24 protein-coding genes are annotated in these 25,299 nt (G+C 43.3%); 10 read left to right on the forward strand and 14 right to left on the reverse strand.

Annotated features, from left to right (window positions below; all coding sequences use genetic code 11):
* Nucleotides 1–56 precede the first annotated feature (56 nt).
* Nucleotides 57–449 carry a DUF2750 domain-containing protein gene (locus tag A3K86_RS15395; RefSeq protein WP_068332977.1) on the forward strand — a complete coding sequence of 131 codons (393 nt, stop codon included), beginning with the start codon at nt 57–59 and terminating at the stop codon, nt 447–449.
* 103 nt (nt 450–552) lie between these two features.
* Here A3K86_RS15395 and A3K86_RS15400 read toward each other — a convergent pair whose 3' ends face one another.
* Nucleotides 553–885 carry a hypothetical protein gene (locus A3K86_RS15400; RefSeq protein ID WP_068332980.1) on the reverse strand — a complete coding sequence of 111 codons (333 nt, stop codon included), beginning with the start codon at nt 883–885 and terminating at the stop codon, nt 553–555.
* Nucleotides 886–1,486: 601 nt separating this feature from the next.
* Between A3K86_RS15400 and A3K86_RS15405 the strand changes: the two genes are divergently transcribed.
* The 3 genes from A3K86_RS15405 to A3K86_RS15420 all read left to right on the forward strand — a co-directional run bounded on the left by A3K86_RS15405 (nt 1,487) and on the right by A3K86_RS15420 (nt 3,668).
* The gene (locus A3K86_RS15405) at nt 1,487–2,269 is read left to right on the forward strand and encodes a nucleotidyltransferase family protein (RefSeq protein ID WP_068332983.1); all 783 of its coding nucleotides are present in this window, start codon (nt 1,487–1,489) and stop codon (nt 2,267–2,269) included.
* A 327-nt stretch (nt 2,270–2,596) separates the two neighbouring features.
* The gene (locus A3K86_RS23135; protein ID WP_068332986.1) at nt 2,597–2,857 is read left to right on the forward strand and encodes a Rho-binding antiterminator; all 261 of its coding nucleotides are present in this window, start codon (nt 2,597–2,599) and stop codon (nt 2,855–2,857) included.
* A gap of 406 nt (nt 2,858–3,263) precedes the next feature.
* A complete protein-coding gene (locus tag A3K86_RS15420) occupies nt 3,264–3,668 on the forward strand; it encodes an ACT domain-containing protein (protein WP_068332992.1) in 405 nt (134 codons plus the stop codon).
* A 5-nt stretch (nt 3,669–3,673) separates the two neighbouring features.
* Here the strand turns inward: A3K86_RS15420 and A3K86_RS15425 are convergent, their stop codons facing one another.
* Complete coding sequence (locus A3K86_RS15425) at nt 3,674–4,519, reverse strand: LysR family transcriptional regulator (RefSeq protein WP_068332995.1); 846 nt, start codon at nt 4,517–4,519, stop codon at nt 3,674–3,676.
* 264 nt (nt 4,520–4,783) lie between these two features.
* Here A3K86_RS15425 and A3K86_RS15430 point away from each other — a divergent pair, with 264 nt between their 5' ends.
* Nucleotides 4,784–5,506 carry an SDR family oxidoreductase gene (locus A3K86_RS15430; protein ID WP_068332998.1) on the forward strand — a complete coding sequence of 241 codons (723 nt, stop codon included), beginning with the start codon at nt 4,784–4,786 and terminating at the stop codon, nt 5,504–5,506.
* A gap of 92 nt (nt 5,507–5,598) precedes the next feature.
* Here A3K86_RS15430 and A3K86_RS15435 read toward each other — a convergent pair whose 3' ends face one another.
* The 5 genes from A3K86_RS15435 to A3K86_RS15455 form a co-directional block, all read right to left on the reverse strand.
* Nucleotides 5,599–8,373, reverse strand: a complete 2,775-nt coding sequence (locus A3K86_RS15435) for a family 20 glycosylhydrolase (protein ID WP_068333001.1) — start codon at nt 8,371–8,373, stop codon at nt 5,599–5,601.
* Nucleotides 8,374–8,492: 119 nt separating this feature from the next.
* Complete coding sequence (locus tag A3K86_RS15440) at nt 8,493–9,374, reverse strand: DUF7916 family protein (RefSeq protein ID WP_068333004.1); 882 nt, start codon at nt 9,372–9,374, stop codon at nt 8,493–8,495.
* Nucleotides 9,355–9,717, reverse strand: a complete 363-nt coding sequence (locus A3K86_RS15445) for a PTS lactose/cellobiose transporter subunit IIA (RefSeq protein WP_068333007.1) — start codon at nt 9,715–9,717, stop codon at nt 9,355–9,357. The genes A3K86_RS15440 and A3K86_RS15445 overlap by 20 nt, the downstream gene beginning before the upstream one ends.
* Complete coding sequence (locus tag A3K86_RS15450) at nt 9,718–11,058, reverse strand: PTS sugar transporter subunit IIC (protein ID WP_068333010.1); 1,341 nt, start codon at nt 11,056–11,058, stop codon at nt 9,718–9,720.
* A 2-nt stretch (nt 11,059–11,060) separates the two neighbouring features.
* Nucleotides 11,061–11,384, reverse strand: coding sequence for a PTS sugar transporter subunit IIB (locus A3K86_RS15455; protein WP_068333013.1), 324 nt, complete (start codon nt 11,382–11,384; stop codon nt 11,061–11,063).
* Nucleotides 11,385–12,000: 616 nt separating this feature from the next.
* Here A3K86_RS15455 and A3K86_RS15460 point away from each other — a divergent pair.
* Nucleotides 12,001–13,350 carry a DASH family cryptochrome gene (locus A3K86_RS15460; protein ID WP_232322011.1) on the forward strand — a complete coding sequence of 450 codons (1,350 nt, stop codon included), beginning with the start codon at nt 12,001–12,003 and terminating at the stop codon, nt 13,348–13,350.
* 42 nt (nt 13,351–13,392) lie between these two features.
* Nucleotides 13,393–14,985, forward strand: a complete 1,593-nt coding sequence (locus A3K86_RS15465; RefSeq protein ID WP_068333020.1) for a cryptochrome/photolyase family protein — start codon at nt 13,393–13,395, stop codon at nt 14,983–14,985.
* Nucleotide 14,986: 1 nt separating this feature from the next.
* On the opposite strand, the gene A3K86_RS15470 is transcribed toward A3K86_RS15465, so the two are convergent.
* Nucleotides 14,987–15,886, reverse strand: coding sequence for a LysR family transcriptional regulator (locus A3K86_RS15470; protein WP_068333023.1), 900 nt, complete (start codon nt 15,884–15,886; stop codon nt 14,987–14,989).
* A gap of 179 nt (nt 15,887–16,065) precedes the next feature.
* Between A3K86_RS15470 and A3K86_RS15475 the strand changes: the two genes are divergently transcribed.
* Entirely contained in the window at nt 16,066–17,280 is a 1,215-nt protein-coding gene (locus A3K86_RS15475; RefSeq protein WP_068333025.1) for an MFS transporter, read from the forward strand.
* A gap of 117 nt (nt 17,281–17,397) precedes the next feature.
* Here the strand turns inward: A3K86_RS15475 and A3K86_RS15480 are convergent, their stop codons facing one another.
* From A3K86_RS15480 to A3K86_RS15495, 4 genes are all read right to left on the reverse strand, one after another.
* On the reverse strand, nt 17,398–18,225 hold the full coding sequence (locus A3K86_RS15480; protein WP_068333027.1) for an SDR family NAD(P)-dependent oxidoreductase: 828 nt from the start codon (nt 18,223–18,225) through the stop codon (nt 17,398–17,400).
* Nucleotides 18,226–18,420: 195 nt separating this feature from the next.
* The gene (locus A3K86_RS15485; protein WP_068333030.1) at nt 18,421–18,636 is read right to left on the reverse strand and encodes a DUF3820 family protein; all 216 of its coding nucleotides are present in this window, start codon (nt 18,634–18,636) and stop codon (nt 18,421–18,423) included.
* A 57-nt stretch (nt 18,637–18,693) separates the two neighbouring features.
* A complete protein-coding gene (locus tag A3K86_RS15490) occupies nt 18,694–19,299 on the reverse strand; it encodes a YceI family protein (RefSeq protein WP_068333033.1) in 606 nt (201 codons plus the stop codon).
* Between the two features lie 172 nt (nt 19,300–19,471).
* Nucleotides 19,472–20,011, reverse strand: coding sequence for an NUDIX hydrolase (locus A3K86_RS15495; protein WP_068333036.1), 540 nt, complete (start codon nt 20,009–20,011; stop codon nt 19,472–19,474).
* Between the two features lie 417 nt (nt 20,012–20,428).
* On the opposite strand from A3K86_RS15495, the gene A3K86_RS15500 reads away from it, so the two are divergent.
* Nucleotides 20,429–20,884 carry a MarR family winged helix-turn-helix transcriptional regulator gene (locus A3K86_RS15500; protein WP_068333039.1) on the forward strand — a complete coding sequence of 152 codons (456 nt, stop codon included), beginning with the start codon at nt 20,429–20,431 and terminating at the stop codon, nt 20,882–20,884.
* A 119-nt stretch (nt 20,885–21,003) separates the two neighbouring features.
* Here A3K86_RS15500 and mrcB read toward each other — a convergent pair whose 3' ends face one another.
* Entirely contained in the window at nt 21,004–23,340 is a 2,337-nt protein-coding gene (gene mrcB / locus A3K86_RS15505; protein WP_084406640.1) for a penicillin-binding protein 1B, read from the reverse strand.
* Nucleotides 23,341–23,487: 147 nt separating this feature from the next.
* On the opposite strand from mrcB, the gene A3K86_RS15510 reads away from it, so the two are divergent.
* The gene (locus A3K86_RS15510) at nt 23,488–23,934 is read left to right on the forward strand and encodes an exoribonuclease R (RefSeq protein ID WP_068333042.1); all 447 of its coding nucleotides are present in this window, start codon (nt 23,488–23,490) and stop codon (nt 23,932–23,934) included.
* 124 nt (nt 23,935–24,058) lie between these two features.
* On the opposite strand, the gene rlmF is transcribed toward A3K86_RS15510, so the two are convergent.
* On the reverse strand, nt 24,059–25,093 hold the full coding sequence (gene rlmF, locus A3K86_RS15515; RefSeq protein WP_068333045.1) for a 23S rRNA (adenine(1618)-N(6))-methyltransferase RlmF: 1,035 nt from the start codon (nt 25,091–25,093) through the stop codon (nt 24,059–24,061).
* Between the last annotated feature and the right edge of the window lie 206 nt (nt 25,094–25,299).

A 25,299-nucleotide genomic window follows, 5' to 3' on the forward strand; every position in this document is an offset into this window, starting at 1 on the left:
CCTTGTCGAGATGCACTATCCTATAGCCAACTCCATCGCCCATAACAGGAATAGCTATGGCAACCCCATTAGATCAAGCGCAAATCGACACCATCAATCAATACGATACTGAGCAACGTTACAAATACCTACTTAAAGAAGTCGTCACTAATCGTGAAATCTGGATCCTTACCGATGAACACGGCTGCGTAATGCTAAACAGTGAAGATGAAGACTGCGTTCCAGTTTGGCCGAACCAAGAGTTTGCAGAAGCTTGGGCTACCGGTGATTGGGATAATTGTAAAGCAGAAGCGATTTCATTGAACAAATGGCATAGCCGCTGGACTTACGGCCTAGAAGACGACGAACTAGCCATTGCTATCTTCCCAAATCAGGACGAAGAAGGCCTAGTCGTATTCCCTGATGAGTTCGATTTTGAGCTAAAACAGCAAGCACGTAAAACCAAGTAAGAGTTTTGCAAGCAAACACTAAGTACATACAACAAAGGGGCGCAATGCCCCTTTGTTATATTTGGATTCAATTTGGTCTCAACCGACATCCCAAAACCAACAACTACTTTAATGGCTTCTTGCAGTGCCCACACGTAGTTGGTGGCTTCATAAAGAATGGCGCACGGCTCGCGCTACCACAGCTATCGCAGAATTTGGTTGAACGGATCGTTAAGACAGTTAGTGGCACCATAAACACCAATAACCCAATCATTAATGGCAATGGCGGCTGCATGTACACAATGAAACCTGCAAGTACCGTATTACTGAAAATGGTGTACTTTGGCCATAATTGACGCTTACGCTCTGCATCTTTTCCTCGTTGGAACAGCATCATGCTACCAACAGATAAACCCAGCCAAATCACGGCTAAAATAATCAATAAATTTTGCTGCACTATCTACCATCCAATTCTTGTACTGATACCAATCACTTATCGAAATTGGCTACCTCTAGTGTACCTTATTCCCCCTCATCTATTCACTTAACTTATTTAAAGCCATAGCCCAAATCGAGGTAAAAATTGCAAGCACTTGTATCCGTTAGCTTTACCAACCAAACCATTAATTGATTAAATACCAGCCACCTTTTGCTATTGAAACAAATGAAGATCAGCGTGAGATCACAAAAGGCAACACCAGTTAATCTTGTTATGTTTTCTGCCCTTGTATTCCCACCATTCACCCCATATATATGTGTTGTAGCAAGGTGAAAGCAGGCATGCATCGCTACTATTTTTTACGGGAAAAGTGAGCGAGTTCAAACCCTTAAAACGCTGACATAAACCTGACAGAGATATTCATTTTATGTTCAGCTAGGGTTGCTAACATTAGCCCCGTAAAGCAAAAGAAGGAACGCAGTACAACAAGGCGATTAACAAACAACCTACGACACACTTTATGTGCCGATGAAAATCAGGTCACACCGTTTTTAGTAAGTTGTTGATTGCTTATCTGACAGTTAGCTGCTGTCACATAAGCCATCACTGGAGTTGTTGAATGGATATTAAATCTGTTATTCGTGCTTGTTGTGTATTGCTGTGTGTTGTGGGTCGCGGCTCAGTTGCTGCTCCACTACCAAATTTCACCGATACAGAGCTAGAGCCATCTTCCAAGGAAACGGTACAAAGCAAGAAGTCGTTTCAACGCAGTTTGAGCGGACTTTACGGCATTGAAAGCTGGCAAGACAGTAACATTGCCCAGCCGTACTCAGACTTTGGTTCGCTATACACTGCTGCGACTCATGCACAAACAGAATTAGACACGCTGATCAAAGAAATTAGTTTGATCAGCCACACACAAGCCGTTATGCCTGGTGTCAAAAGCCAGCAACGCGCAGAGAAAAAAATTACAACTGAGCTACAAGGTGACGTTACCAAAATTACCGACCTCGCTCGTGGTTCCATTGTTGCTGATGATATCGGCAATCTTGTTCAAGCTTTCGAGCTGATGAACAAAGAAGTCACTGTTGTTGCGGTAAAAAACCGCTTTAAATCACCAACCCCATCAGGCTACCGTGATTTAAAAATGCTTGTACGTTTACCTAAAAGTAATGTGATTGCAGAAGTACAGCTTCACTTACAAGGTATCTCAGATATCAAAAACGGTGCTGAACATGAGATTTATGAGCAAATCCAAAAAATTGAACGTGTTGGTCTAGCTCAAAAACGCGAATTGTCAGAGTTTGAAACGGCGAAAATCAAACAACTACGTTCTGAATCTTTAGCCCTTTACCAGAACGCATGGCAACAATACCTACAGCCTGAGACTATCGCAGTCTAACAATGCTCTCTCGCGGTAAGGTTATACCGTTAATATAAAGCTCATACTAAAAGGTCGCTCAGCGACCTTTTTTGATCCCCGCGATTTTCTTCGTACTATCAAGCACTCCCCTATGAGTAGCGTAAGCGTGACCAGCTTACCGTTGAAACTTAGTCGCGAAAACGTAACGAAATGTAGCGAAAGTGCGACAAGTCACACCTTATTGACTACGCTATTAGTACTGTAGCCTAGGTGTCACGATTACCAAAAGAAACCTGAGTACCAATACATGCAATACAAATCGGGATAATACTGGGTTATTTATTTTCGCAGCGTTAGGAATGCCTTATGAGCCATGCTTATCAGCCTATCGACTGTGCATTACACGATTGCTTTGAGCTCGCTTGTCTCCACCACTATCAAGTCAAACTGGAGCTTCGTGATCAAAGCACCATAGAGGGTGAATGCATAACTACAGAAACCCACCCAGACAAATCAGAGTGGTTAGTATGTAAAACACAATATCAATATTTGAAAATTCGGCTAGATCAGATCCGAAAAATGGTCACAAAATCAGCTAACTCATTGTTTAGTGAAGTAAACCTATAAAGCATGCTTCGGCATGCTTTTTATTCCGCCTCTTTCCCATAAGTTGTAATCTACTTGAACTCACCCTAAAAGGCATGTAGCTTTACGTTGAATCAAAATTACAACCGAATTCACTATGCCTATTTTCTCCGAAAGATTCTTGATGCTATCACTCGTTTTAATCCAGTTTATTCACGTATTCAGCCCTGAACGACTGATCGGTTTTCCTTTTAATTTCATCTCGTACAGCAGCAAATTCGAAAGCTATTACTTTCAGCCTGAGCGTTTGCTGTTATCTGCTATATTTTGCATGGTATGTATCGCTTGTTGGTTCACTGCTGATCAATACCATCAGCGGCGTAGTAACAAAAACAGTGAGCACACAAACGAATAAAGCATTAAAAGTTAACCATATAAGGCAAACATAATGGCGGGGATCACTTCACTTACACAACTTCTCAAATCCATGTCTCCCGCGATTAATGATGGAGAGTTTGTCTTTTGTACTATGCAAGGCAAATTAGCTGACTACCTTCACCTCAATCCGCTAGCAAGCTTCAATGAAAGTGAAGGTTTAACACTCATATTAGAAAAAGAGATTGCAAGCCAAGAAGGCTTCTTTTTTGAAGGCAGTTATAAGCAAATCACACTCACTGTGCACTCTAGCTTAGAAGCCGTAGGACTTACCGCAGCTGTTGCTAATGCCTTAGCAGATCAGGGGATAAGTGCCAATGTGGTTGCCGCCTACTTCCATGATCATATCTTCGTTCAAGCCGACAAAGCACAAGCTGCATTAGAAGCCTTGAAAACATTGAGTCAAGATCAGCAATAAAGTACCTAGGCTTGCTCGCCATAATCACGCAATACACGGATCACTGCCGATAATTCAGGGTTATTGGCTTTACTTGCCGCGTATGTAAGACCAAGACGGCGGAACATACGTGGGCCGACAAGCGGTATGCTGACCAACTGCTTAGACTGCTCTAATACGCCAGTCGGTAAAAATGAAATCCCGACACCTGCCTGTACTAAGTGCATCACTTGCATTTTATGCTCAGCCCGCGCTACCAAATTCAAAGATAACCCATCACACGCTAATAAGCTGATCGTCTGCTGATGCGCTTCACAAGGTGGACATTCAATAAAATCAAACTGATGCAACTCACTTGGCTTAATTTCATCACGCTGCGCTAACGGGTGAGACTTTGGCATGCACAACACATAATCTTCTTCCCACAGTGGAAGGAAAATTTCGTCTTCTGCTTTTAAAATATCAAGCGTTAACGTGGCATCAATCGAAGGATCGCCAACATCCACCAACTCTAAACGCAACTCAGGGCAATGCTTACTTAAATGAGCAAGCACATTTGCTAGCTCGCTTTGACTTAAATCGGGAAAATTCGCAATTCTGATCGGTGTCGCTTGACGACGCTGACTGAACAACGAAGGTAAGGCATTAATTTCATTCAATAAATGCACAGCCTTCGGATAAAGATGATGCGACTCTTCTGTAAGCGTCACCCCTTTCTTATGACGTTCGAACAAAGTCACTGCCAATTCATCTTCAAGCTGACGGATCGCATTTGAAATCGACGGCTGAGAGACATAACAGCGATTCGCTGCTGCCGTAATATTCTGCTCTTCGTAAACCGCAACAAAAAAGCGGAGTAAGCGTAAATCCATAAAGATACCTAACGTTGGAATGACTTGTTGATTGCTCCCACTTATCTAGCCTATTGCCTAGACTAACAAATGGAACGACCATCACTATAAGTTAACGCTATCGTTCTTCGCAAGGAAACTAGCTAACCATAGCTTTTACTTATCATAACTCTTAGTAATTGATATTTCTCAAATTAGAACGAACCACTTATATTATGTCTTACCAAATGAGCAAACGCATTTTAAGCGGTTGTTATTTCAGTTATTTTTAAAGAGATTATCATTATGTCTAAGCCATTAGTTGTGATTACAGGTGCAAGTTCAGGTATTGGTGAAGCGACTGCGCGTCATCTTTCAGAGCAAGGTTATGCCCTTTTACTATTAGCGCGACGTATTGAACGTCTTGAAGCGCTACAACTTCCAAATACGCTTTGCCGTAAAGTTGACGTAACCGATGTAGTGAGCTTCAAAGCAGCGATTGAAGAAGCAGAAGCGCAGTTTGGTAAAGTAGACTGCCTGATTAACAACGCTGGTGTCATGCTACTAGGCTTGGCTCATGAGCAAGATCCTGCTGAATGGCAAAATATGGTTAACGTCAACGTGCTTGGCCTAATGAACGGTATTCACTGTGTACTTGCTGATATGAAGGCACGTAAAGGCGGTACTATCATCAACATCAGCTCGATTGCAGGTCGTAAAACTTTCCCTAACCACGCTGCATACTGTGGTACTAAGTTTGCGGTACACGCAATGAGCGAAAACATTCGTGAAGAAGTTGCTAACGACGATGTTCGTGTTATTACCATCGCACCAGGTGCTGTAGAAACCGAGCTACTAAGCCACACAACGAACGACGACATCAAAGCGGGTTACGAAGACTGGAAGCAAGATATGGGCGGCATTCTGTCTGCACAAGATATTGCTAACGCAATTAGCTACGCATACAACCAACCTCAAAATGTGTGTATTCGTGAAGTGGTTCTAGCTGCTACTCGTCAGCAACCTTAATCGCAAATCTACGCCAAATAAACAAAAACGCCCCTTCACATGAAGGGGCGTTTTTTTACAGCGCATAAATGTTAAAGAATGATATGGAACTATTAATTCACGATTTCAACTCGACTACTACGTCCAGAGTCAGAAACACTGCGAACTTTCACATTTGCCGCATGGCTGACATCAACTGGTTCATAATAAGGGAGCCAGCTAGCGCCATCGTTAAGCGAATACTGGTTAGTTAAGCCAGGGAAACGCGTATTGATTTTCAACTTACCTGCCTCAATAACCGCACCCGGTAATGGGATACGGTAGTTCACCCCATGTAATGGTGGCAATTGATCATATACATCCACAGGCTGAATATATTCCAACTTAGCGAGGGCATGCTGACCAAGCGCATTAGAGAAAACATCCCATGCGTGATCCATCGGTGTTTTACCTGTAGCATCTGCCGCTTGCTCGATCGGCATATCCTGCACCCAAGCACGTTCTGCGACACCTAAAACTTTAGGGAAAACAAGGTATTCCATAATTTTTGGTGATTTCGAGTTTTCAGCAAAAAGCTGCCCCTGCAAACCAACCACATTTTTCTTCCCTTCTTCGGTCAGGCTCACCCAGTTAGGGTTCCACTCAACAGGATTACCCAACTTATCTATGGTGCCATTAGCGTAGATATTAAATGGGCGATACTCGAAGGTTTTCTTGGTATCTGTATATCCAGCCCAATGGTAACCCACTTCATCAGGGTGCTTATTGTAGGCTAAGTCGAAATACATGTTCGTGGCATGTGAAAGCACCACCTGGTATCCCTTATTAGCAAACACATAAGATTGGTGCTCGTTACCCCAGCCCCAAACGTTATTCCAAAATATTGGGTACAAGTCACCATAATCCACATTACCCGTGCCATTATGGGTTAATACATCGCCCCAACTTGCCATTTGGAAGCCGTTGTTACGAATGATATCTGCCCAACGGGTAAAGAAATAATCAAATAGCTCTGCATCTGATTTACCTGCTGTCACAGGATTCTCTTTTACCGCTGGTGACTTCGCCCACCATTCATTTGGACCAAGGTGAGGAAGTTCATCACCACCACCATGTAAACGCGTCAGTTTTGCATTAGGCACCGCATCGTACATGGCTTTCGTTTCACTGATCACCTTGTTTAAGAATGCAAATGTGCCATCAAGTGCTGGGTTAACAATGTTATCAGTGTAAAACTGCGGCGTGTAATATTTAGATTCATCCAAAGGATCAATCAAGCGATAGCGGTTAGCTTCAACAAGATCGGTATCTTTGTACTTGTTGTAGCGGTATTCCATCGCTTTAATCGCTGCGCGCGCATGCGCTGGGAAATCGTACTCAAGGATCACATCAATATGACGATCGCCTGCATATTTCAAGATATCTTTAAAATCTTGAACCGTATAATAGCCCCACCCCTGACCTAGGAAGTTTTGCTGTGCAATTTCAAAACCTTGGTATATTGGCGCAACACCATTATTCGCATCAACTTCGTTTACAGGTTTCCCCTTGATACCATCCCCTTCTTTGAAACCATTGCTAGACCCCATAAAGGTGTGCAGCATATGACTCTCATCCAGATCATAACCACGCTTAGCGCCAAATTCAGTCAACTCTGGAATACCCGGAATTTCTAATCGCCACCCTTCATCATTTGCCACGTTCATTTCAAACTTGTTGATCTTGTAATATGCCAACAAATCAATCAGTTTGAAGATCGTTTCTTTACTTTGGAAATTACGCGCAACATCAAGCATCATGCCGCGATATTCAAAACGTGGTGCATCTGCCGCTGTCATTGCAGGTAATACCGCGTGTGACAATTTATTGGTGCTAACCGAAGCACGGTAAACATCATTTGGGATCAACTGACGCAGTGTTTGAATACCATAGAACACACCACTGGCATCTTTCCCTTCGATTGTAACCCCAGCAAAAGGATCAATCGCAATGGTGTAGCCTTCGTTATCGGGTTGACTATCGCCATCGACATCAAGGTTTGGATTTATTTTCAGCTCTATCAAACCCGATGGTACTGCATCGGCTTGGTTGATAGGAAAGCGACCTTGGATCAGATCTTGGAGCGCACTTTGCAAGTATTTCGCTTCTTTATCTAACGATGTTGGCGCTTTAATAGAGGCATTTGAGCCTAATAGCGTGAGAAATGCCCCTTGCTGAAGCTGCGCATCATGAAGCTGAGGCACTACCTGATTGGCAACATCAACGTTGGCTTTGAGCGTAGTATTTTCAGCAAAACGCAGCGCGGGTGTTTGAACAGGCATAATGTCATGAATGCTTTGGCGCGTTTGTTTTGGATCGTTTGGATCCATGCTCACATTCACTCTCACCGCATGAGGGTCACCGCCATTAAACGCAATATGGAAACCCGATGGTGAGTCATTTTTTAGCATCTGCCAATACTGAGCTGTAATTTTGATTTCCCGAGATTCACCCGGATGGATCGGCGCAAAACTCGCAGCTGGTTTTAATACAAAATAATCACCACTTTTTGCGTCATCAGCGTTAGTCAAAATTAAACCTTGCTCGGCAATTTGTTGACGAGCCTTAATGCCATCAGGGCTATCATCAGGCAATACAGAGGCTGGCGGCCTTACTGAGTTAAAATACAGTGCCCAATCTTGCGCACCCAAAGGCTCTGCGCCGTTATTTGTTATTGTTAGACTGCCAAGAAAAATGTTCTCGCCAATATCGTGGTCAATAACCTTCCACAATAAATCAAGCTCTTGGGCTTGAGGGTGGAAGCTTTCAGCCAACACAGGCGTAGAAAATGAAAGATGTGAAATCAGTGCAACAGTTAATAACTTCAGTGGAACTTTAAGCTTACTCATAGTGAAATCAACTCCATGATTAGGGTCTGATCAGCCAAAGTACAGGCGTAAAAAAGGCGCACTAAGACATGCGCCTTAAATGAGAATGTGTAATCTCAATTCATAAGTAGAAGCAAAAACTAACGGCGATTCGCCATACGTTTGTATTGATGGCGACGACCACGTAAGGTCACACCTAAACGCATGAGGTTTTCAGGTGGTGCGATACCTGCGTTGCCCCCATCACCGATATGAACAATGTCAGCTCCTGCTGCTTTACAGTCCATAGCGAGGCGCTCGATGTAGGTTTCACACGCACCTTCTTGTGATGTACCGATAGCCAGCATGCCAAGCATGTTTGTTTCATGAACAGCCGACATCATTTCACGCGCCAGCTCAGGATATACACCCGGTGTAGTGTATGGCGCAGGGAACATCATGATATCTGCACCTGCTTCAGCAAAGTGCGGCACGATACCTAAGTTGTAATCGTTACCCACACCACCAGCGTGCATCTTGCCAGCGATAACCATAATGTCTTTAGACACATTACGAACCAAAGAAATCGCATCCAAAATGGTTTCTTGTGACACACAGTTACCAGGGTTACCTGTGAGCATGACGTAATCTAAACCAAGCTCAATCGCTTGCTCGACAGTTTCTTTAGTAACAGTACGACCCACTTCAAGATGCTTAACGCCAGCAGGAATTGGCTCAAGATTGCAACCAATCAAACGTCCTGTTGCCGCTTTTACTTCGGCTACTGTCATGTTGTGTTCTGGATCATCCCCTAACACTCTGATTTTAGGGTTCATCACATCAAAGCAGTTTAAGGTGATCATATCTGCGCCAAACGCCGCTAAGATTTCAGCACCCGAGACTACATCAATCGGCGGATCTATAGAGACCACGTTTTCCGCCATGATAGTGCGACCTTCAGAGTTACGAATGCTAGTCACTAGCTGTTCGCGGTCGGCAAGGCGAAAATCTTCCGCTGTGTAATCAAATATTCGCTTCTGCATATTCTTCTTTCCTTAACACTTTATGATGAATTCCTACAATCTCTTCCGCTAACTCGCGGCATAGCATGGTGGTCATAATGTGATCCTGAATATGAGTCAGGATCAGAGTCATCTTGACCTTACCCGCCCCCTCATCGAAACCAATCAATGAGGTTTGCGTTTTATGAACCGTGATCAGTGCATTATCTGCTTCTTTTAATAGCGCCTGTGCCGCTTGAGCTCGACCTTCCCGCGCTTCTTTCATCGCCTGCATACACGCAGCTCGCGCTTCGCCAACCTGACACAACAGCGTCATCAAAAACTCTTCAGTGATATCTTCACTACAGTTAATTTCAAAGCTCATTTAGTTCGCCTCTGCTACACGTGGTTTTGCTTTTGATTCCGCTTCCGCTGTTGCTTCAGCCGTTGCTTGCTCTTCTTTAAGCAGTTGTTTCTCATGTACTTTCAAGAATGGGTAGAACACCAACATACTCACAACAACACTACTTATTACGACCAGAGCCGCGGTACCTGAATTGGTTGCGATGATGGCGCCAATTGGAGCAGGCATAGTCCAAGGTGGAATTGCGATAATTTTGGCAACAAATCCAGTTTTGAATGCTAACCAAACAATCGAAGTATTAATGGTTGGAGCAAGTAGCCAAGGAATGAAATAGATTGGGTTCATAACAATCGGCGTACCGAAAATTACAGGCTCATTAATGTTGAATGTGCCCGGTATGATCGACATCTTACCAATAGTTTTTAATTGCGTTGCTTTAGAGCGCATAAGTAAAACCACTAAGCCCCAAGTACCACCAGCACCACCAACAAAGATAAAGAAGTCCATTACTGGGTTGATAAAGATAGCCGGTAGCGGTTGACCTGCAGCCAATGCATCTTGGTTTAAACCTAAGTTAATTAACAGCATAGGACCGATAATACCGCCAACCACTGAGCCGCCATGAATACCACTGAACCACAATAGTTGAACCATCAACACAGCAATCAAACAGGCAATATAAGTATCAGACGCCATGACTAAAGGTTGGAACAGTTTCATAATGGCACTTGGAATTTGTAGTTCATAATTTCCAAGCGTGACGTTAATCGCCATCACAATAACTGAAATGAAAACAATTGGAATAAGTAGATCGAACGATGCCGAAATTTTAGGTGGCACTGCATCTGGCATTTTAATACGAATATTGTATTTAATTAGCAGACGCTGCATTTCAGGCACTAATAAACCACACAAAATAGCAGTAAAGGCACCCGTACCACCTAAAAATGAGCCCGGTAATACGCTACCAATATCAGTATCTACCATAGGGGCAACGGATAGCAAAAATGCAAATATTGCCAACATACCCGAGTTCATTGCGCGTAATTTGTAGGACTCCGCTAAACTAAACGCAATCCCAAATGTAGCATATAGCGCAAATATCCCCATACTTAGTTGGAAGGGTGCCATTATATTTTTCTTACCGATGATATTAATTAACCCATGCCAGCCATCGAAAAAGAAATTACCTTCAGATGGAGGGAAAGCTAATACCAATAATAATGAACCAACGATCAAAAAAGGCATGGTCGCCACAAAACCATCTTTAATAGCATTTACGTGTCGCTGAGCAGAGACTTTACCAGCGACGGGGGCGACGACATTTTCTACAAAATTTAAGACCTTATCAAAAAAAGACATATCTAACCCTCCATGGTTAGCTGTGACTCGTGCAGCGCTATAGCTTGTTCAAGGACGACATCACCTTTCATCATGCCGTAGTTCATCATATCGATTAGGCCACAAGCCTTTCCTTGGGCTTCTGCAGCTTGTTTAAATTCTTCAAATTTAAATTTAACTTGAGGGGCAACTAAACATACATCACTCCATTTTAAACAATCTTCAAATTCCGCAATGGAGTGCGCGGATATTTCACACTCAATTCCTTTATCTTTGGCTGCTTGTTCCATTTTATTAACGAGCATGCTGGTAGACATACCAGCTGCACAGCAAAGAAATATCTTCATACTTGCCTCTCCTAAGCTATTATTGATGAATTAACCAATACGATAAATGCATTAATTTATTAAAGTTAATCCACATGGCAGGAGTTATATTAATATTCGCAAACATTATAAATCTGTTATGCAAGTCTAATTTTTAATCAATGCGAATTAAGTTAAATTACTGACAAACCACATAAATTAATTTAGATGGTATTAATAAACCAAAACTATTCGCAAGTTATTATTTTAAATAATAAAACTCAAGAGATGATAAAAGAGTAAATATCAATCAGTGGTTATTATTAACAATTAAGTCAAATACTTCTATTTATGGCGTCATTCCTTAAATTCAAACATTTAATGTCAGAGTTAAACCTCTTTATTTTACGATAAAAAATAATTAGTCCGTAAATATAAATCTAATAATTAAGAAAACATTACCTTTTCAAATTAAGCAATTAGATGCTACTAACTTAACCATCAATTCTATAATAACATTACTAATAATTGCTTTTATTCTAAGTCACGATGCCTAGTTTGATGATGAACACAGACTCATCCTTTATGTTCGATAATTTTTAGTGAGGAATTTGTCCACTTTCTTATTCCGCTACGTAACAGTGATAGACGTCAAATAATGAGAAAATTGCATATGATTACTGGACTCTACTTATTTCAAAACGACCTTCGTCTTGATGATAATCCTGCACTTAAACTTGCTTGCGAAGAGGTTGACCAACTTATCTGTTTGTATTGCCTGCCCATTCAAGGTCCCAACAGGCTTCCGTATACCGTTAGTCAATTTGGTGAGCACAGAATGCGCTTTCTCCTGCAATCATTAGACGCGCTTAAGCAGTCTCTTGCGAACAAAGGACAAGAGTTGGTTATCACCTTGCTTCATCCACTAGATGCAATTCCGACTTTAATTTCACGTTACAACGTAACCGCTCTATATCGTAGTCAGCATGCTGGTTATAACGAGAATCGCATATGGTCGTACCTTGAAACGCACTACCCTTTCTTAACCTTTACCACGACCAGCAGCCATACCTTATTTGAAACTAGTGAACTCCCTTTTGCTCTGTCAGATCTTCCAACAACTTTTTCGCAGTTTCGTAAACATATAGAAAAGCACCCCATTCAATCTTGCTTACCAAGTATTACAGCATTACCACAGCCGCCAAAAGCCTTACCCGTATGTGCAGAACTGCCTACAGTGACAACTATCACTCCCCCCGTTTCCCCCAACTCCATACATCACAATTTCATGGGGGGGGAGTCAAAAGCGTTGCAACATTTAGAACATTACTTTGCCACTCAAGCCCCCAGCCACTATAAAGAAACCAGAAATGCATTAGATGACTGGCAAAGTTCAACCAAGTTCTCACCTTGGCTAGCCCTTGGTTGCCTTTCTCCACGTCGCATCATTGAAAGGCTGCAACGCTATCACCAAGAAGTCGAACAAAACTCATCGACCGAATGGATATTATTTGAGCTGTTATGGCGAGAATACTTCCAATGGTATGCCCACAGCCATCAAGGAAAGTTGTTTTTATTTCAAGGTATTAAATCATGTTCACCCAATACGAGCTTTTATGCTGAGCGCTATCAGCGTTGGTGCGCAGGCAACACCCCATTTCCGATTGTAAATGCCTGTATGAAACAGCTAAATCAAACTGGCTATATGTCAAATCGCGGACGCCAACTTGTTGCTAGTTGTTTTGTGCACGAATTAAATCTCGATTGGCGCTATGGTGCAGCGTACTTTGAACAACATTTGCTGGACTATGATGTCGCATCGAATTGGGGAAATTGGCAATATCTAGCAGGCGTAGGCGCAGACCCAAGAGGTCACAGAAAATTTGATTTAGCTAAACAAACAACCATTTATGATCCCGACCACCACTTTATTCGTAAATGGAAAGGCAATGAGCACGATGGAAAAATTGATACAGTCGATGCCGCTGATTGGCCCATTCGTGATTAAGCTATATCTTTCGGCATAACGCATTTAGTGAGGGAGACCGCCTTGGAAAATCAACCCAAAAAGTACACCAAGCTACGTTTGATCCTCGGAGATCAACTTAATGCCTCACACTCTTGGTATCACGACATTCATTCTCAAACTGATACCCTTTATGTAATTGCAGAGCTACATCAAGAAGCCGCTTACGTTAGCCATCACATTCAAAAGGTTTGCGCCTTTTTTGCGGCAATGGAGCAGTTTGCACACGCTCTGCAACAAGCCGGACTCCATGTACTTCATCTTACACTTGATGACACTGTCCACTACCCTGATCTGCCAAGCTTAATATCAGCGCTTATCGAAGAATACGGTATTCAACATTTCGAATTTCAACGACCTGACGAATATCGCCTCTATGAACAACTCCATACCCTTACTCTCCCGCAAGAGGTAAGTTGTCGCGAATACGATAGCGAGCACTTCTTGTTGCCATTTTCGGAAATAGCCGACGCTTTTCCTGCTAACAAACACCTGGTAATGGAGCACTTTTACCGCCGGATGCGTAAACGCTTCGATATTCTTATGGACGGTGAAAAGCCATTAGGCGGGAAATGGAATTACGACAAACAAAACCGCAATAAACTCAAAGCGAAGGACTTAGCTGAGATCCCACAACCTCTTATTTTTGCTAACCCAGTGACAGATATTGTTAAGCGCTTAGCAAGACACAAAGTAAACACCATTGGTCAGCTTGAAAATCAGTATTCGCAATCGCACGAACACATTCTATGGCCAGTGAATCGCCGACAAGCCATTGAGTTATTAGACCATTTTTGCCGTATTTGTTTGCCACTATTTGGTCGATTTCAAGATGCGATGACAGATAACAGTCCTCATCATTGGAGTCTTTATCATTCACGAATCTCATTCGCGCTCAACGCCAAATTGCTCAATCCCATGCAGGTTATCCACACTGCAATCGAACACTATCAAGCAAATCAGTCAGACATTGATTTAGCGCAGATCGAAGGCTTTGTTCGTCAAATCCTTGGCTGGCGTGAATTTATCCGTGGTATTTATTGGGGCAATATGCCTCACTACGCGAAAACCAATGGCCTTGGCGCCAACAGAAAACTCCCTGATTATTTTTGGACAGGGAATACAAATATGGCGTGTTTAAAATCCGCAATTGATCAGTCGTTAGAATATGCATACGCTCACCACATTCAACGCCTAATGGTGACTGGTAACTTCTGTTTACTCACAGAGATCGCTCCCGAGCAAGTTGATGAGTGGTACTTAGGGATTTATATCGATGCCATTGAATGGGTAGAAATGCCGAATACACGTGGAATGGCGCTGTATGCTGACAACGGAATTTTAGCAACTAAGCCTTATGCTGCCAGCGGTAACTATATTAACAAGATGAGCGATCACTGTACTGGTTGTCATTACGATGTAAAACAGAAGATTGGTGACAACGCTTGCCCTCTTAACAGCCTTTATTGGCGTTTTCTTGATAAACACCAAAGTCAACTTGCAAAAAATCCACGCACACGAATGATTTATCGTAGCTGGGATCAACTCTCAAATGAGCAACAACAGGAAGTGCTCGACCAAGCCAATATCTATTTAAACAACATTGAATCATTGTGATTCATAACGTTAACTGCGGCTGAATAAAATCGATAAAGGCGCTGATCCGCTTTGCGACATTCGATGATCGGTAATAAACCGCGTTCACTTGTTCACGCCCAGTATTCGTCAAACGATGATGTTCGAACACACTAACTAAATGACCAGCCGCTATATCTTGCTTCACCATGAAACCAGACAAACAAGCGATACCATTCCCCGCCAAAGCCAACTGTCGTACAGTTTCACCATTACTGGCGCTAAGACTTGGTTGAATAACGCCACTATTGGCGAGAGGCCATTGATTCAAAATTTTCGGCGCCGTAAAACCAATCAAACGATGTTGCGACAGCAAATGGGGAATATCCGCCTCTGCACTTTCAAATGCCACCCCGCATGTTTCAATATACGACGGCGCTGCCACCAAAAATAACTCGCTTCGTCCTAACGATCGTGCATGTAGCGTTGAATCTTCTAGCTTGCCGATCCGAATAGCGACATCGGTTCGTTTTTCCAGTAAATCAACAAAACCTTCATTGGATGTCAGCTCTAACTCGATATCTGGATAAGCCACTTGAAACGGCTTTACCAAAGGCACTAACTGATGAAAAATAAACGGGCTTGCAGCATCAACCCTTAACTTGCCTTGTGGCAGTTCACCTCGATTGATCAACTCTTCTTCTGCGCGCAGCACTTGGTTCAGACCCAAACGCACTGTTTCTACAAACGCTCGCCCTTCTTCCGTCAGCTCTACTCGTCGTGTCGTTCGATTTAAAATAGAAACACCAAGTTGTTGCTCAACTTTACTTACTGCACGAGATACACGTGCGACTTGCAAATCCAACACCTCGGCCGCAGCAGAAAAACCACCATGGTCGACCACAGCCAGTAAGATCATTAAATCATCAGAACGAGTCAGCATACTTTCATGCCCTTTATTACGAGTCGAGTTATTGACCAGTAGTATTATTGCACAAATAACAAATATCATTTGTTGTTATCACTGTTTTTAACAACAAAGATTCCTCTGATAATCCTCTCATCGAATAGGGCTCACCGCCCAATCACTATCTGTATTGAACAACAAAGATCTGAGGAATTATGCCTTTAGCCCTTCTCGCCCTAACCTTAAGTGCCTTTGCCATTGGCACGACTGAGTTCGTTATTGTCGGCTTACTACCCACAATGGCGACTGATTTAAACGTTACTATTCCATCAGCTGGCTTATTAGTGAGCTTATACGCACTTGGGGTTGCTGTAGGTGCACCTGTCCTAACAGCACTTACCGGAAATTGGCCTCGTAAACGTGTATTGCTCGCTGTAATGTCACTTTTTGTTTTAGGTAACCTCCTTGCCTGGCAAGCACCAAACTATGCAACACTAGTAACTGCACGCGTGCTTACAGGTTTAGCTCATGGGGTATTTTTCTCTATTGGCTCTACCATCGCTACGGGTTTAGTCGCCAAAGAAAAAGCCGCCAGTGCCATTGCCATTATGTTTACAGGCTTAACCGTCGCATTAGTAACAGGAGTTCCTCTAGGTACCTATTTAGGACAAACCTTTAGCTGGCAAACTACGTTTTTAGTTGTCGCGTTACTTGGCTTAATTGCGTTAATCGGTAGTGCGTTACTCGTGCCTGCAAATCTTAAACAATCACCAGCAACAAAGCTGACGACCCAACTCAAAGTATTGGCCCAGCCACGACTATTACTGGTATTTGCCATCACAGCTCTCGGCTATGGCGGCACCTTTACAGCATTCACCTTTTTAGCGCCGATCCTAGAGCAGATCTCAGGCTTCGATGCTCATGCTGTAGGTTTGATCATGCTGGTATACGGAGTATCCGTTGCGGTGGGTAATATCTGGGGAGGAAAAATGGCAGATCGTTTTGGTCCAGTAAAAGCGCTCACCATCATTTTCATCGGCTTAGCTGTAGTGCTATTCACCTTTAGTATGACGGCCTACAACCCAATCGCCGCAGTGGCCACCATTTTAGTATGGGGTGCATTCGCCTTTGGTAATGTACCGGGACTACAAGTTTATGTCGTTAAGTTAGCGGAGAAGTATACTCCTGATGCCGTCGATGTTGCCTCTGGCTTTAACATTGCAGCCTTCAATATTGGTATTGCCCTTGGCTCTTGGGGCGGCGGAATGATTGTCGCGAAAGCCGAACTAATGGATACCCCATGGGTTGGAGGTTTAGTGGTCTTAGCAGCACTAGCACTTACACGCTATAGCGGTGTACTGGATAAACGCTTGGAACTAAGCCCGGCAACCAAAACCAACGAAAATGTAGAAAACCAAATGATGGTTTGATCCACGTTGCTTTAATTCACATCGATTTACTCCTCTAACAAAAGCGCCCCTCTACACAGAAGGGGCGTTTTTATCACAACTTTTCAGTGGGTTCTCTGCTAACGTTTATGGCCAGCCTCAAGCACTTTTCACTCGCGCAACGATATCATCCAAGGTTTTCATCACACTGACGACCAAGGCATCATTAAGAGCATCTGGATGAGGTTCACCAAACTGACCGATATCATTATCAAAATACAAACCGTGCGCATTAGCAAACTCGTCCGACAATGCTGCACGATACAAGATATCAGCACCAACTTTCAAATCACCGCCAGCGACTCCAAACGCATCTTTCACCATTTTACTGCCAAGCATTGAAGCAGGATTCACCGATACCACCATAGGACCAATCCCCTTCAGAGCCGAGCCTTGGCTACGCGACAACATCGTTAGCGCCAATTTGCTCTGCGCATAAGCATCACCGTCACGCATTGGATTATTAATAATGCTTTCACCACCCGCTAACGCTGCAATATCGACACTGGCTTGTGCCGCTGAAGACAAATTCACAACTCGACTGTTAGCATCCAGTAACGGTAGTAACTCAAGCGTAAGTAAATATGGGGCAACCGTATTCACCGCAAAACGCACATCCAAGTGATCATCAGTGAACACCGCTGAGGTATTAAACACCCCTGCATTATTAATAACGGCATCCAAGTGTTGGTGAGTCACTTTAACCTGATCGGCAAGTGCAACAACATCAGCTAAATGAGAAAGATCAGCGATATAAGTTTCAATTATCGCCTCTGCATTAAGCTCAGCCAGTGTTTGCGCTACATCCGCTAACTTAGTCGGATTACGTCCATGCAACAGCACATGATGACCATCAGCCACCAACATTTTGGCAGTTTCTAACCCAATCCCATCCGTTGCACCGGTTAGTAAGATTGTCTTTTTCATCATTATTCCTTTTCTTTGCGAATACTTAACAAGTCACTACCCGCTACTGACAAACTTTTTGTTACTACATAAACACTAACGCAAAACTGAGGTATGGCAATCTTTGCCCATCACACCTCTCTTTACTTAATACACAAAAGCCCACTCGGGCGTGGGCTTTATTCAATAAATAAGAGTCTATGTTTCAAACTGTATTTACAGCTGCTTCAACGGTCGAACAACTGACTCTAAACCTTCGATGCGGAGTTCGAGTGCTAATGCCATAAGTGTGCCTAGCTCCCCTTTTGGGAAACCTTTCTTTTGGAACCACAGCAAGTATTCATCTGGTAAGTCAATAAGCGCTCGACCGCTGTACTTGCCAAATGGCATTGGCATATTCGCAAGCTTGATTAAATCTTCTTTTTGAAACATGTATTCATCCCAAGTTTTTCTAACGAAGATAGTAACTCAAGCTTTGGCGTTGTTAAATTATTTCTCGTTGGCAATCGCGACATCCGAATTATTAAAATACAGTTGCACGTTAACTGGTACGCTCTGCACTATAGTATCGAGCTTAGCAACTTTCCTAAGAGCCTCAACGCCTTCATTTAGTTTGAATTTAGCAGCATCGATCACCACAGGTTGTAAGGTGCTCGCTAAAATGTCACCACCTTCTAACTTAGTCACTTGAAGTTGAGTTTCTAATTGCTGCTCCTGACCGTGAAGTTCGAGCGTAAACTGAACGGGCACAGCCTTAGTTTGCCCTATCTCGAGCGTCTCAAGGGCTTCCAAATCCAAATCAGCGTTCAACAATGCCGATGGAAACAAGTCGGTGTTAAACAGCATTGAGCGCATGCGTTCATCACGAATATCGATGTTAGTCGCCACACTCGCTAGGCTTATCACAACATGCGCCTTGCCTTTATCCGACAAGGTTCCCTCTAACTGTTTAAAGTGATGAGTTTCAATAACGCTGGCATTTTTGATAGAAAGGAAGTTAATCAAAGATTGGTCGTTATCCAGCATCCAATCTGCTGATGCAAACGGTGCTTGCACAAAAGCCATTGCCACCAGCAAGGTTTTTAAGTTACGCATCTCATGATCCTTTGATGTTGATTAGATGGGTAAACTATAGAAGAAATCCTGATGCATGATGTTCAAGCACTAAGACAGCGCATTATTGGCAGGTGATAAATATAAAAAAGCCATCACACCTATTGATGCAATGGCTTTACTAAGGCTGGAGATAACGTCGTGGGTGACTGGCTTAACTCGCTTTTTGTAAAGGTGTTGGCAGTAGCTCTTCTACAATTTTCTTCAGAAGGAAAGTTTCGCGCTCAATCGACATGCCTTTCTTTTCGCTGTTAGCAATGGTGTCTTCGTTATGAGCAATCGCTTCGTGGATGTTCATCCATACTGGCTTCATACCATTCTTTACTTCGTAATCTTCAAACTTGGTTTCGCCTAGCTCAGCATCAATAGTACAGACATAACAGTACGACTCCATATGAACAATATCATGCTCTGGTTTGTACCAAGGGCGGTATTCTTCATACATGCCAAACTCGCGAATATCACGAATATTTTGCGCACCAGTTTCTTCTTCCAGCTCTCGGATCAAACCTTCAATCAGGTCTTCACCTTCATCAACACCACCACCCGGTAAGGTGTAATCATGGTAGCGGGCGGTGTAAAGCATAAGGATGTTTTCACCATCAAGAATGATCCCGCGAGCTGCGCGACGATGGAAGATCGACCCGTTTAAATCTGTGAGTTCAGGATGGGTGGATGATTTTAGTAGTCGCATGGTAAAGCACTCTTGGAAAAAACAAAGGCGACATTTTAATGATTTTTCACTTTGTTTCCAGAATTACCCCAAACCTCTTTACTCACCAGACCGCATAATACTACGTCGATCCACGTCAATTTAAGAGATATTCCACCGCTTATCAGGTGTTGTTTAAATTTAAATCTTGTTAAATCCATTAACAACTGTAATAGATGGTACGATATTCACCATTTGCATAAAAACATTAATCTTAACCATCAATATAATTTAAAATCAGCCCCTTATAGTTATAACTCAAAGGGGCAATTTTGCACCTTTATGCATCCTGTTCAATTTAAATCCCTAAACAGACTTCAAAATATATAAAAAAAACAACAATCTCTGTTTGTATTTATCAGTAAACCATATAAGATGTTAAACATATAGGAGAGCATTATGAAACCACATGAAACTCTTGCAGGTCTAACTGTAACTTTTTCTCACTTTCTACAAAACAAGGTTCAGGCTGAAGTTGTTCGTCGTCATCCTGAGCTTAATGTTGAGCGACTAGCACTACTTATTGAACTTGATCACGAAGACGGTCAACGTCCAAGTGTTCTTGCTCGCCGTATGGGTCGTTCAAAAGGTACTATCAGTAGTATCCTTCGCCACTCTGCGAAACACGGCCTAGTTGCTACTACACCAGATGAAGACAACAAAAACGCTAAGCGTATCTTCATCACTCAGAAAGGTAAGCTAATTCACGACGAGCTTTCTGTAGTACTAACTGAAATGCTTGAAGACAGCGTTCAAGATATCCCTGCTGAGCAGCAGGATGTAATGAAAAAAGCTTTCGCTACATGTATTAAGCGCCTTCACCCTATCTGGAGTGAAGATGAGTGGAAAGACTAAGCAAACGCACTTAGTTTACAAACTCAAAATTCAAACTGCGCAAACCAACATATATAGAAAAGGCTTCAATTATGAAGCCTTTTTTGTGTTTGCTATTTCGCCAATCTCCCCATGGGAGATCACCAACTAAAGAGATCATGCAAGAAGCTTTGCACCTTCTTAACGCAAGTCAATTTTAAGTTGCCCTGTGGGTCCCATGCTGGCAATTGATGCTGTCCTAAACAGGCTTGCTGATATGTTTGATTAGCGCTCTGCTGGTAGTCAAACATGCTAATTTGCGCAGGCTGTTTAAGTATTAATGGTTCAGGATCGCGCCTTAACACGTAGTCAGCATATAAGCGCAATGCGCCAGACGAGCCAGTCAAAGACGATGATGCGTTATCATCTCGCCCTACCCATACAGTAACGACTTCACGGCCATCAACGCCAACATACCAGCTATCTCGTCCTTTATCAGATGTACCTGTTTTACCCGCTAATCGCGAAGAAGGTAACTGTTGGTTCAAGTATCGTGCTGTGCCTTCCGTGACTGTCTTTTGTAAACCATACATAGTTAGCCACGCTGCTTGCACAGGCACCGCTTGCGACGATACAGGCAACTGCTGAAATATAACCTCACCTTCGCCATTAACTACCGCACTTAACGCTTTCAAAGGCGCTTTACGACCGCCACTAGCAATAGTCTGGTACATTTGCGTGACTTCAAATGGAGTCAAGGTAAACGCCCCTAGCAGCATTGAAGGCAAAGGTGGAATTTCTTGGCGGTCTACACCTAATTTCTCCATTGTCGCAATCACATCGTCCAGCCCTACAGCCATGCCAAGGTTAACCGTGGGAATGTTATAAGACTTCGCTAGAGCCTGATACAAAGGTACTGCCCCACGATATTGACGATCGTAATTGCGAGGTTTCCACTCTTCCCCTTTATCGCCTTTCAGCACTAACGGTTTATCTGCCAAGGTTGTTGCTAATGAAAAGCGCGTCGGTTGCGCTAACGCTGCAAGATAAATCGCCGGCTTTACCACAGAGCCAATTTGGCGTTTTGCATCGATTGCACGGTTAAATCCAGCAAAGCCAGGCTTGCTACCGCCAACCATAGCGCGAATTTCACCCGTCATACGGTCGGCAATCACCACTGCCGTTTCTAATGACTTACCTGCTTTTTTATCCAATTTCGGCATCATTTCACGAACGGCTTGTTCTGCTTTTTGCTGCGACAATGGATCTAGCGTCGTGAATAGGCGTAGCCCTTTACCCGATTCAAACTTCTCGCCAACTTCTTCGGTAAGCTCTCGGCGAAGTTGATCAAAATACGCGGGTTGACGCTGTGAAAGCTGTCCTTTGGCTTGCAAATCTAATGGGCGAGAAATCGCAATTTTGTAATCTTTCTCATCAATCAACTGATTCTCAACCATGAGTTGAAGCACCAAGTCACGGCGCCCTTTCGCGCGTTCAGGATAACGCCAAGGGTTATAATACGACGGCCCTTTTACTAAGCCCGCGAGTAACGCTAATTGATCGACACGCAATTCTGAAAGTGGTCGACCAAAGTAATACCGCGCCCCTAGCGCAAAACCGTGCACGGCCTGACGACCACTTTGCGCCAAGTAAACTTGATTAAGGTAAGCATCAAGGATCTGATCTTTATCGAACTGGTAGTCAATCAAGAGCGCCATATAGGCTTCTTTAATTTTCCGCCACAAGCTACGTTCGCTGCTGAGAAACATATTCTTAGCAAGTTGCTGTGTAAGCGTGCTGCCCCCTTGCACTGTACGACCTGCCTTTAAATTAGCAACGAATGCACGCGCAATCGCGACCACTGACACTCCATCGTGCTCGTAAAAATGGCGGTCTTCCGTTACTAACAGTGCATCAACCAACGCTTGAGGCATTTTATCTTTCGGAAGGTAAATACGTTGCTCAGTCGTTTTTGCCTCTAGCATACCAAGCATTTTAGGCTCAATACGTAAAATACCCAGCTCACGCTGTTGCGGTTTACCGTCTCGCGTTACCCATTCATGGATACTTTTCACTGAAGAATAATCGAACCTCACCACTACATGGCGTTCGGTTTCTTGTCCTTCTTTAAAGGTGAACGGGCGACGCACAAACTCTAGCTGCAAACGAGATGCTTTATACTCCCCTGAACGTGCAGGGGCTTTCACAGCTTGATAACCCAAGGTTTCTAGCTCTTTCAGCGCCTCGTCGTAACGAATTTTAGCGCCCGGCTGTAATACCAATTCACGGGCATAAACCACAGACGGTAGCTGCCAAAGCTGACCCGTAAACCTTTCTTCCACCTTTTGCTGTAAGTGAACGCCAAGCGCGACCATCGCCAATACTCCAACGACCACGACACCAGCAACAATCCGCCCGTAGCGACGGCAAGGCTTTGCTGATGAAGGATTTTGGGGGGATGGCGACTGAGGCGTAGAGGATGTTGGTTGATCAGACATGTGCGTTCACTGTAATCAAAAAACAGCGACTATAGGCAAACCGTGTTTGTTTGATGTCATCTGACTGTCAGAAACGCATAGAGGTGGAAATTAAGGAGAAAATCCCTCAAAATACGCGCCCTTTCGGTACCTAAACAGAGACGTATTATGGAACGTGACTACAAATTTGATTGCTTGGTAACTATGCCACGCCACGAGCTGGAAGAATTCAGCATGCGTGTACTTAGCCGTATGGTACCTGAAGATATGATGCAAGAGCTGTTCACGTTCGAACAAGAAGAAGTAGACAGCGAAGATCGTCTTAAATCAGCACAATTTGATGCCATGCTACGCATGACAGCGATTGCTCTCGGCGAAGTAAAAGGTGCATTTGAAGCTTCTGATAATGCTAAGCAAAACACCGAGCGTATGACTCGCCTATTGTTATGGCACTTCTATGCGATGTCTTTCAATCTTGAAGAAGCAGTAACACTAGAACAGCATTGTGAAGAAGTGGAAAAGATCCTAGCTAATGCGCCAGAAAATGCATTTGGTTGGATTTCAGTGCTAACAGAATTGCTGCACGCTTACGCAAACTTAAGTGAAAAGAAGTAATAGACGCCATTAGCTAACCGCTTTTCACTATCGAGCCCCATGATATTTCACCTTACTATCGTGAAAATCATGGGGATACCATCATCTTGAATAAGTAAACACTAAGTAAAGCGGATTAAAACAACTACTTAGCCCAACGTTCCTCACGCCACACTTGCTGTTGCTCATCATCAAGAAATGTCCACGCCACTACGCGCGTTAACTTCTGCCCTTGCGCCATCTCAATAGTGCGAACATCTTTCGCTTTAGCCTTTTTCAGCGCTTGGTAAATGCCTGCTAAGTTGTCTTTCTTTGAAACCAGAGTAGTAAACCAGAACACTTGTTCTGCATGAGCCACGCTCTGTTTAATCATTCGTTCGATAAACGCCGCTTCACCACCATCACACCATAGTTCCGCTTTCTGACCACCAAAGTTCAGCGCTGATTTATCTTCTTTTCCGATACTTCCAGCTTTGCTTTGAGCTTGTTTACTAAAGCTCGCTTTACCCGTTTTTTTCGCCGAGTTTGCGGCTAAATTGCGAACTTTACGCTCAGTGCCTGATTGCGCTTCTTCCAGTGAAGCATGAAACGGTGGATTACACATGGTGAAATCAAACACATCGTCAGGGTTGATCATACCTGTAAAGACATGAGCCTCATTTCGCTGTAATCGACACTTAATCGCTTGTTTCACTGCTTTATTGCTTTCAACAATAAATTTGGCTGATTTGATCGACAGCGGATCGACATCAGCACCAACAAAACGCCAGCCATAAGCACGGTGACCAACAATCGGGTACACACAGTTAGCGCCAACCCCAATATCTAGCCCTGTAACCGTTTTGCCTGTTGGGATCTCGCCTTCATTACTTTCCGCTAATAGATCTGCCAGATAGTGAATGTAATCAGCACGCCCCGGAATTGGCGGGCATAAGAAGCCAGCAGGAATATCCCAGTAATCAATTTGGTAAAAGTGGCGTAGCAACGCCTTATTTAACGCTTTCACCGCATTAGGATCAGAAAAGTTCACCGAAAGATCGCCATATCGATTTTCCGCCACAAACTCTTTTAGCTCTGGGCAAGAGGCTATTAAGGCTGGAAAGTCATAACGCTGACGATGCGGGTTTCTAGGGTGCAAACCTTTACTCTTGGGAGCGGTTTGTTTTTTCTTCTGTGCCATGATGATCTCGTTTATAAGACGCGATAGGTAAATTTCTGTATCTATATTGTACCTTGCGCCCCCCTTAAACGTTAGAAAGCAGCTGTAATTAATAAAAGAGTGAACAAAAACTCAGCAAATCATAACGTTAACTAAAACACAGAATCCTTAAATCGACCCATAGAAATTAACATTTTTATAGCAAAGTCATCATGTTGCGATTAGTA

Source organism: Photobacterium jeanii (assembly GCF_001650345.1).
GTDB classification, from domain to species: Bacteria; Pseudomonadota; Gammaproteobacteria; order Enterobacterales; family Vibrionaceae; genus Photobacterium; species Photobacterium jeanii.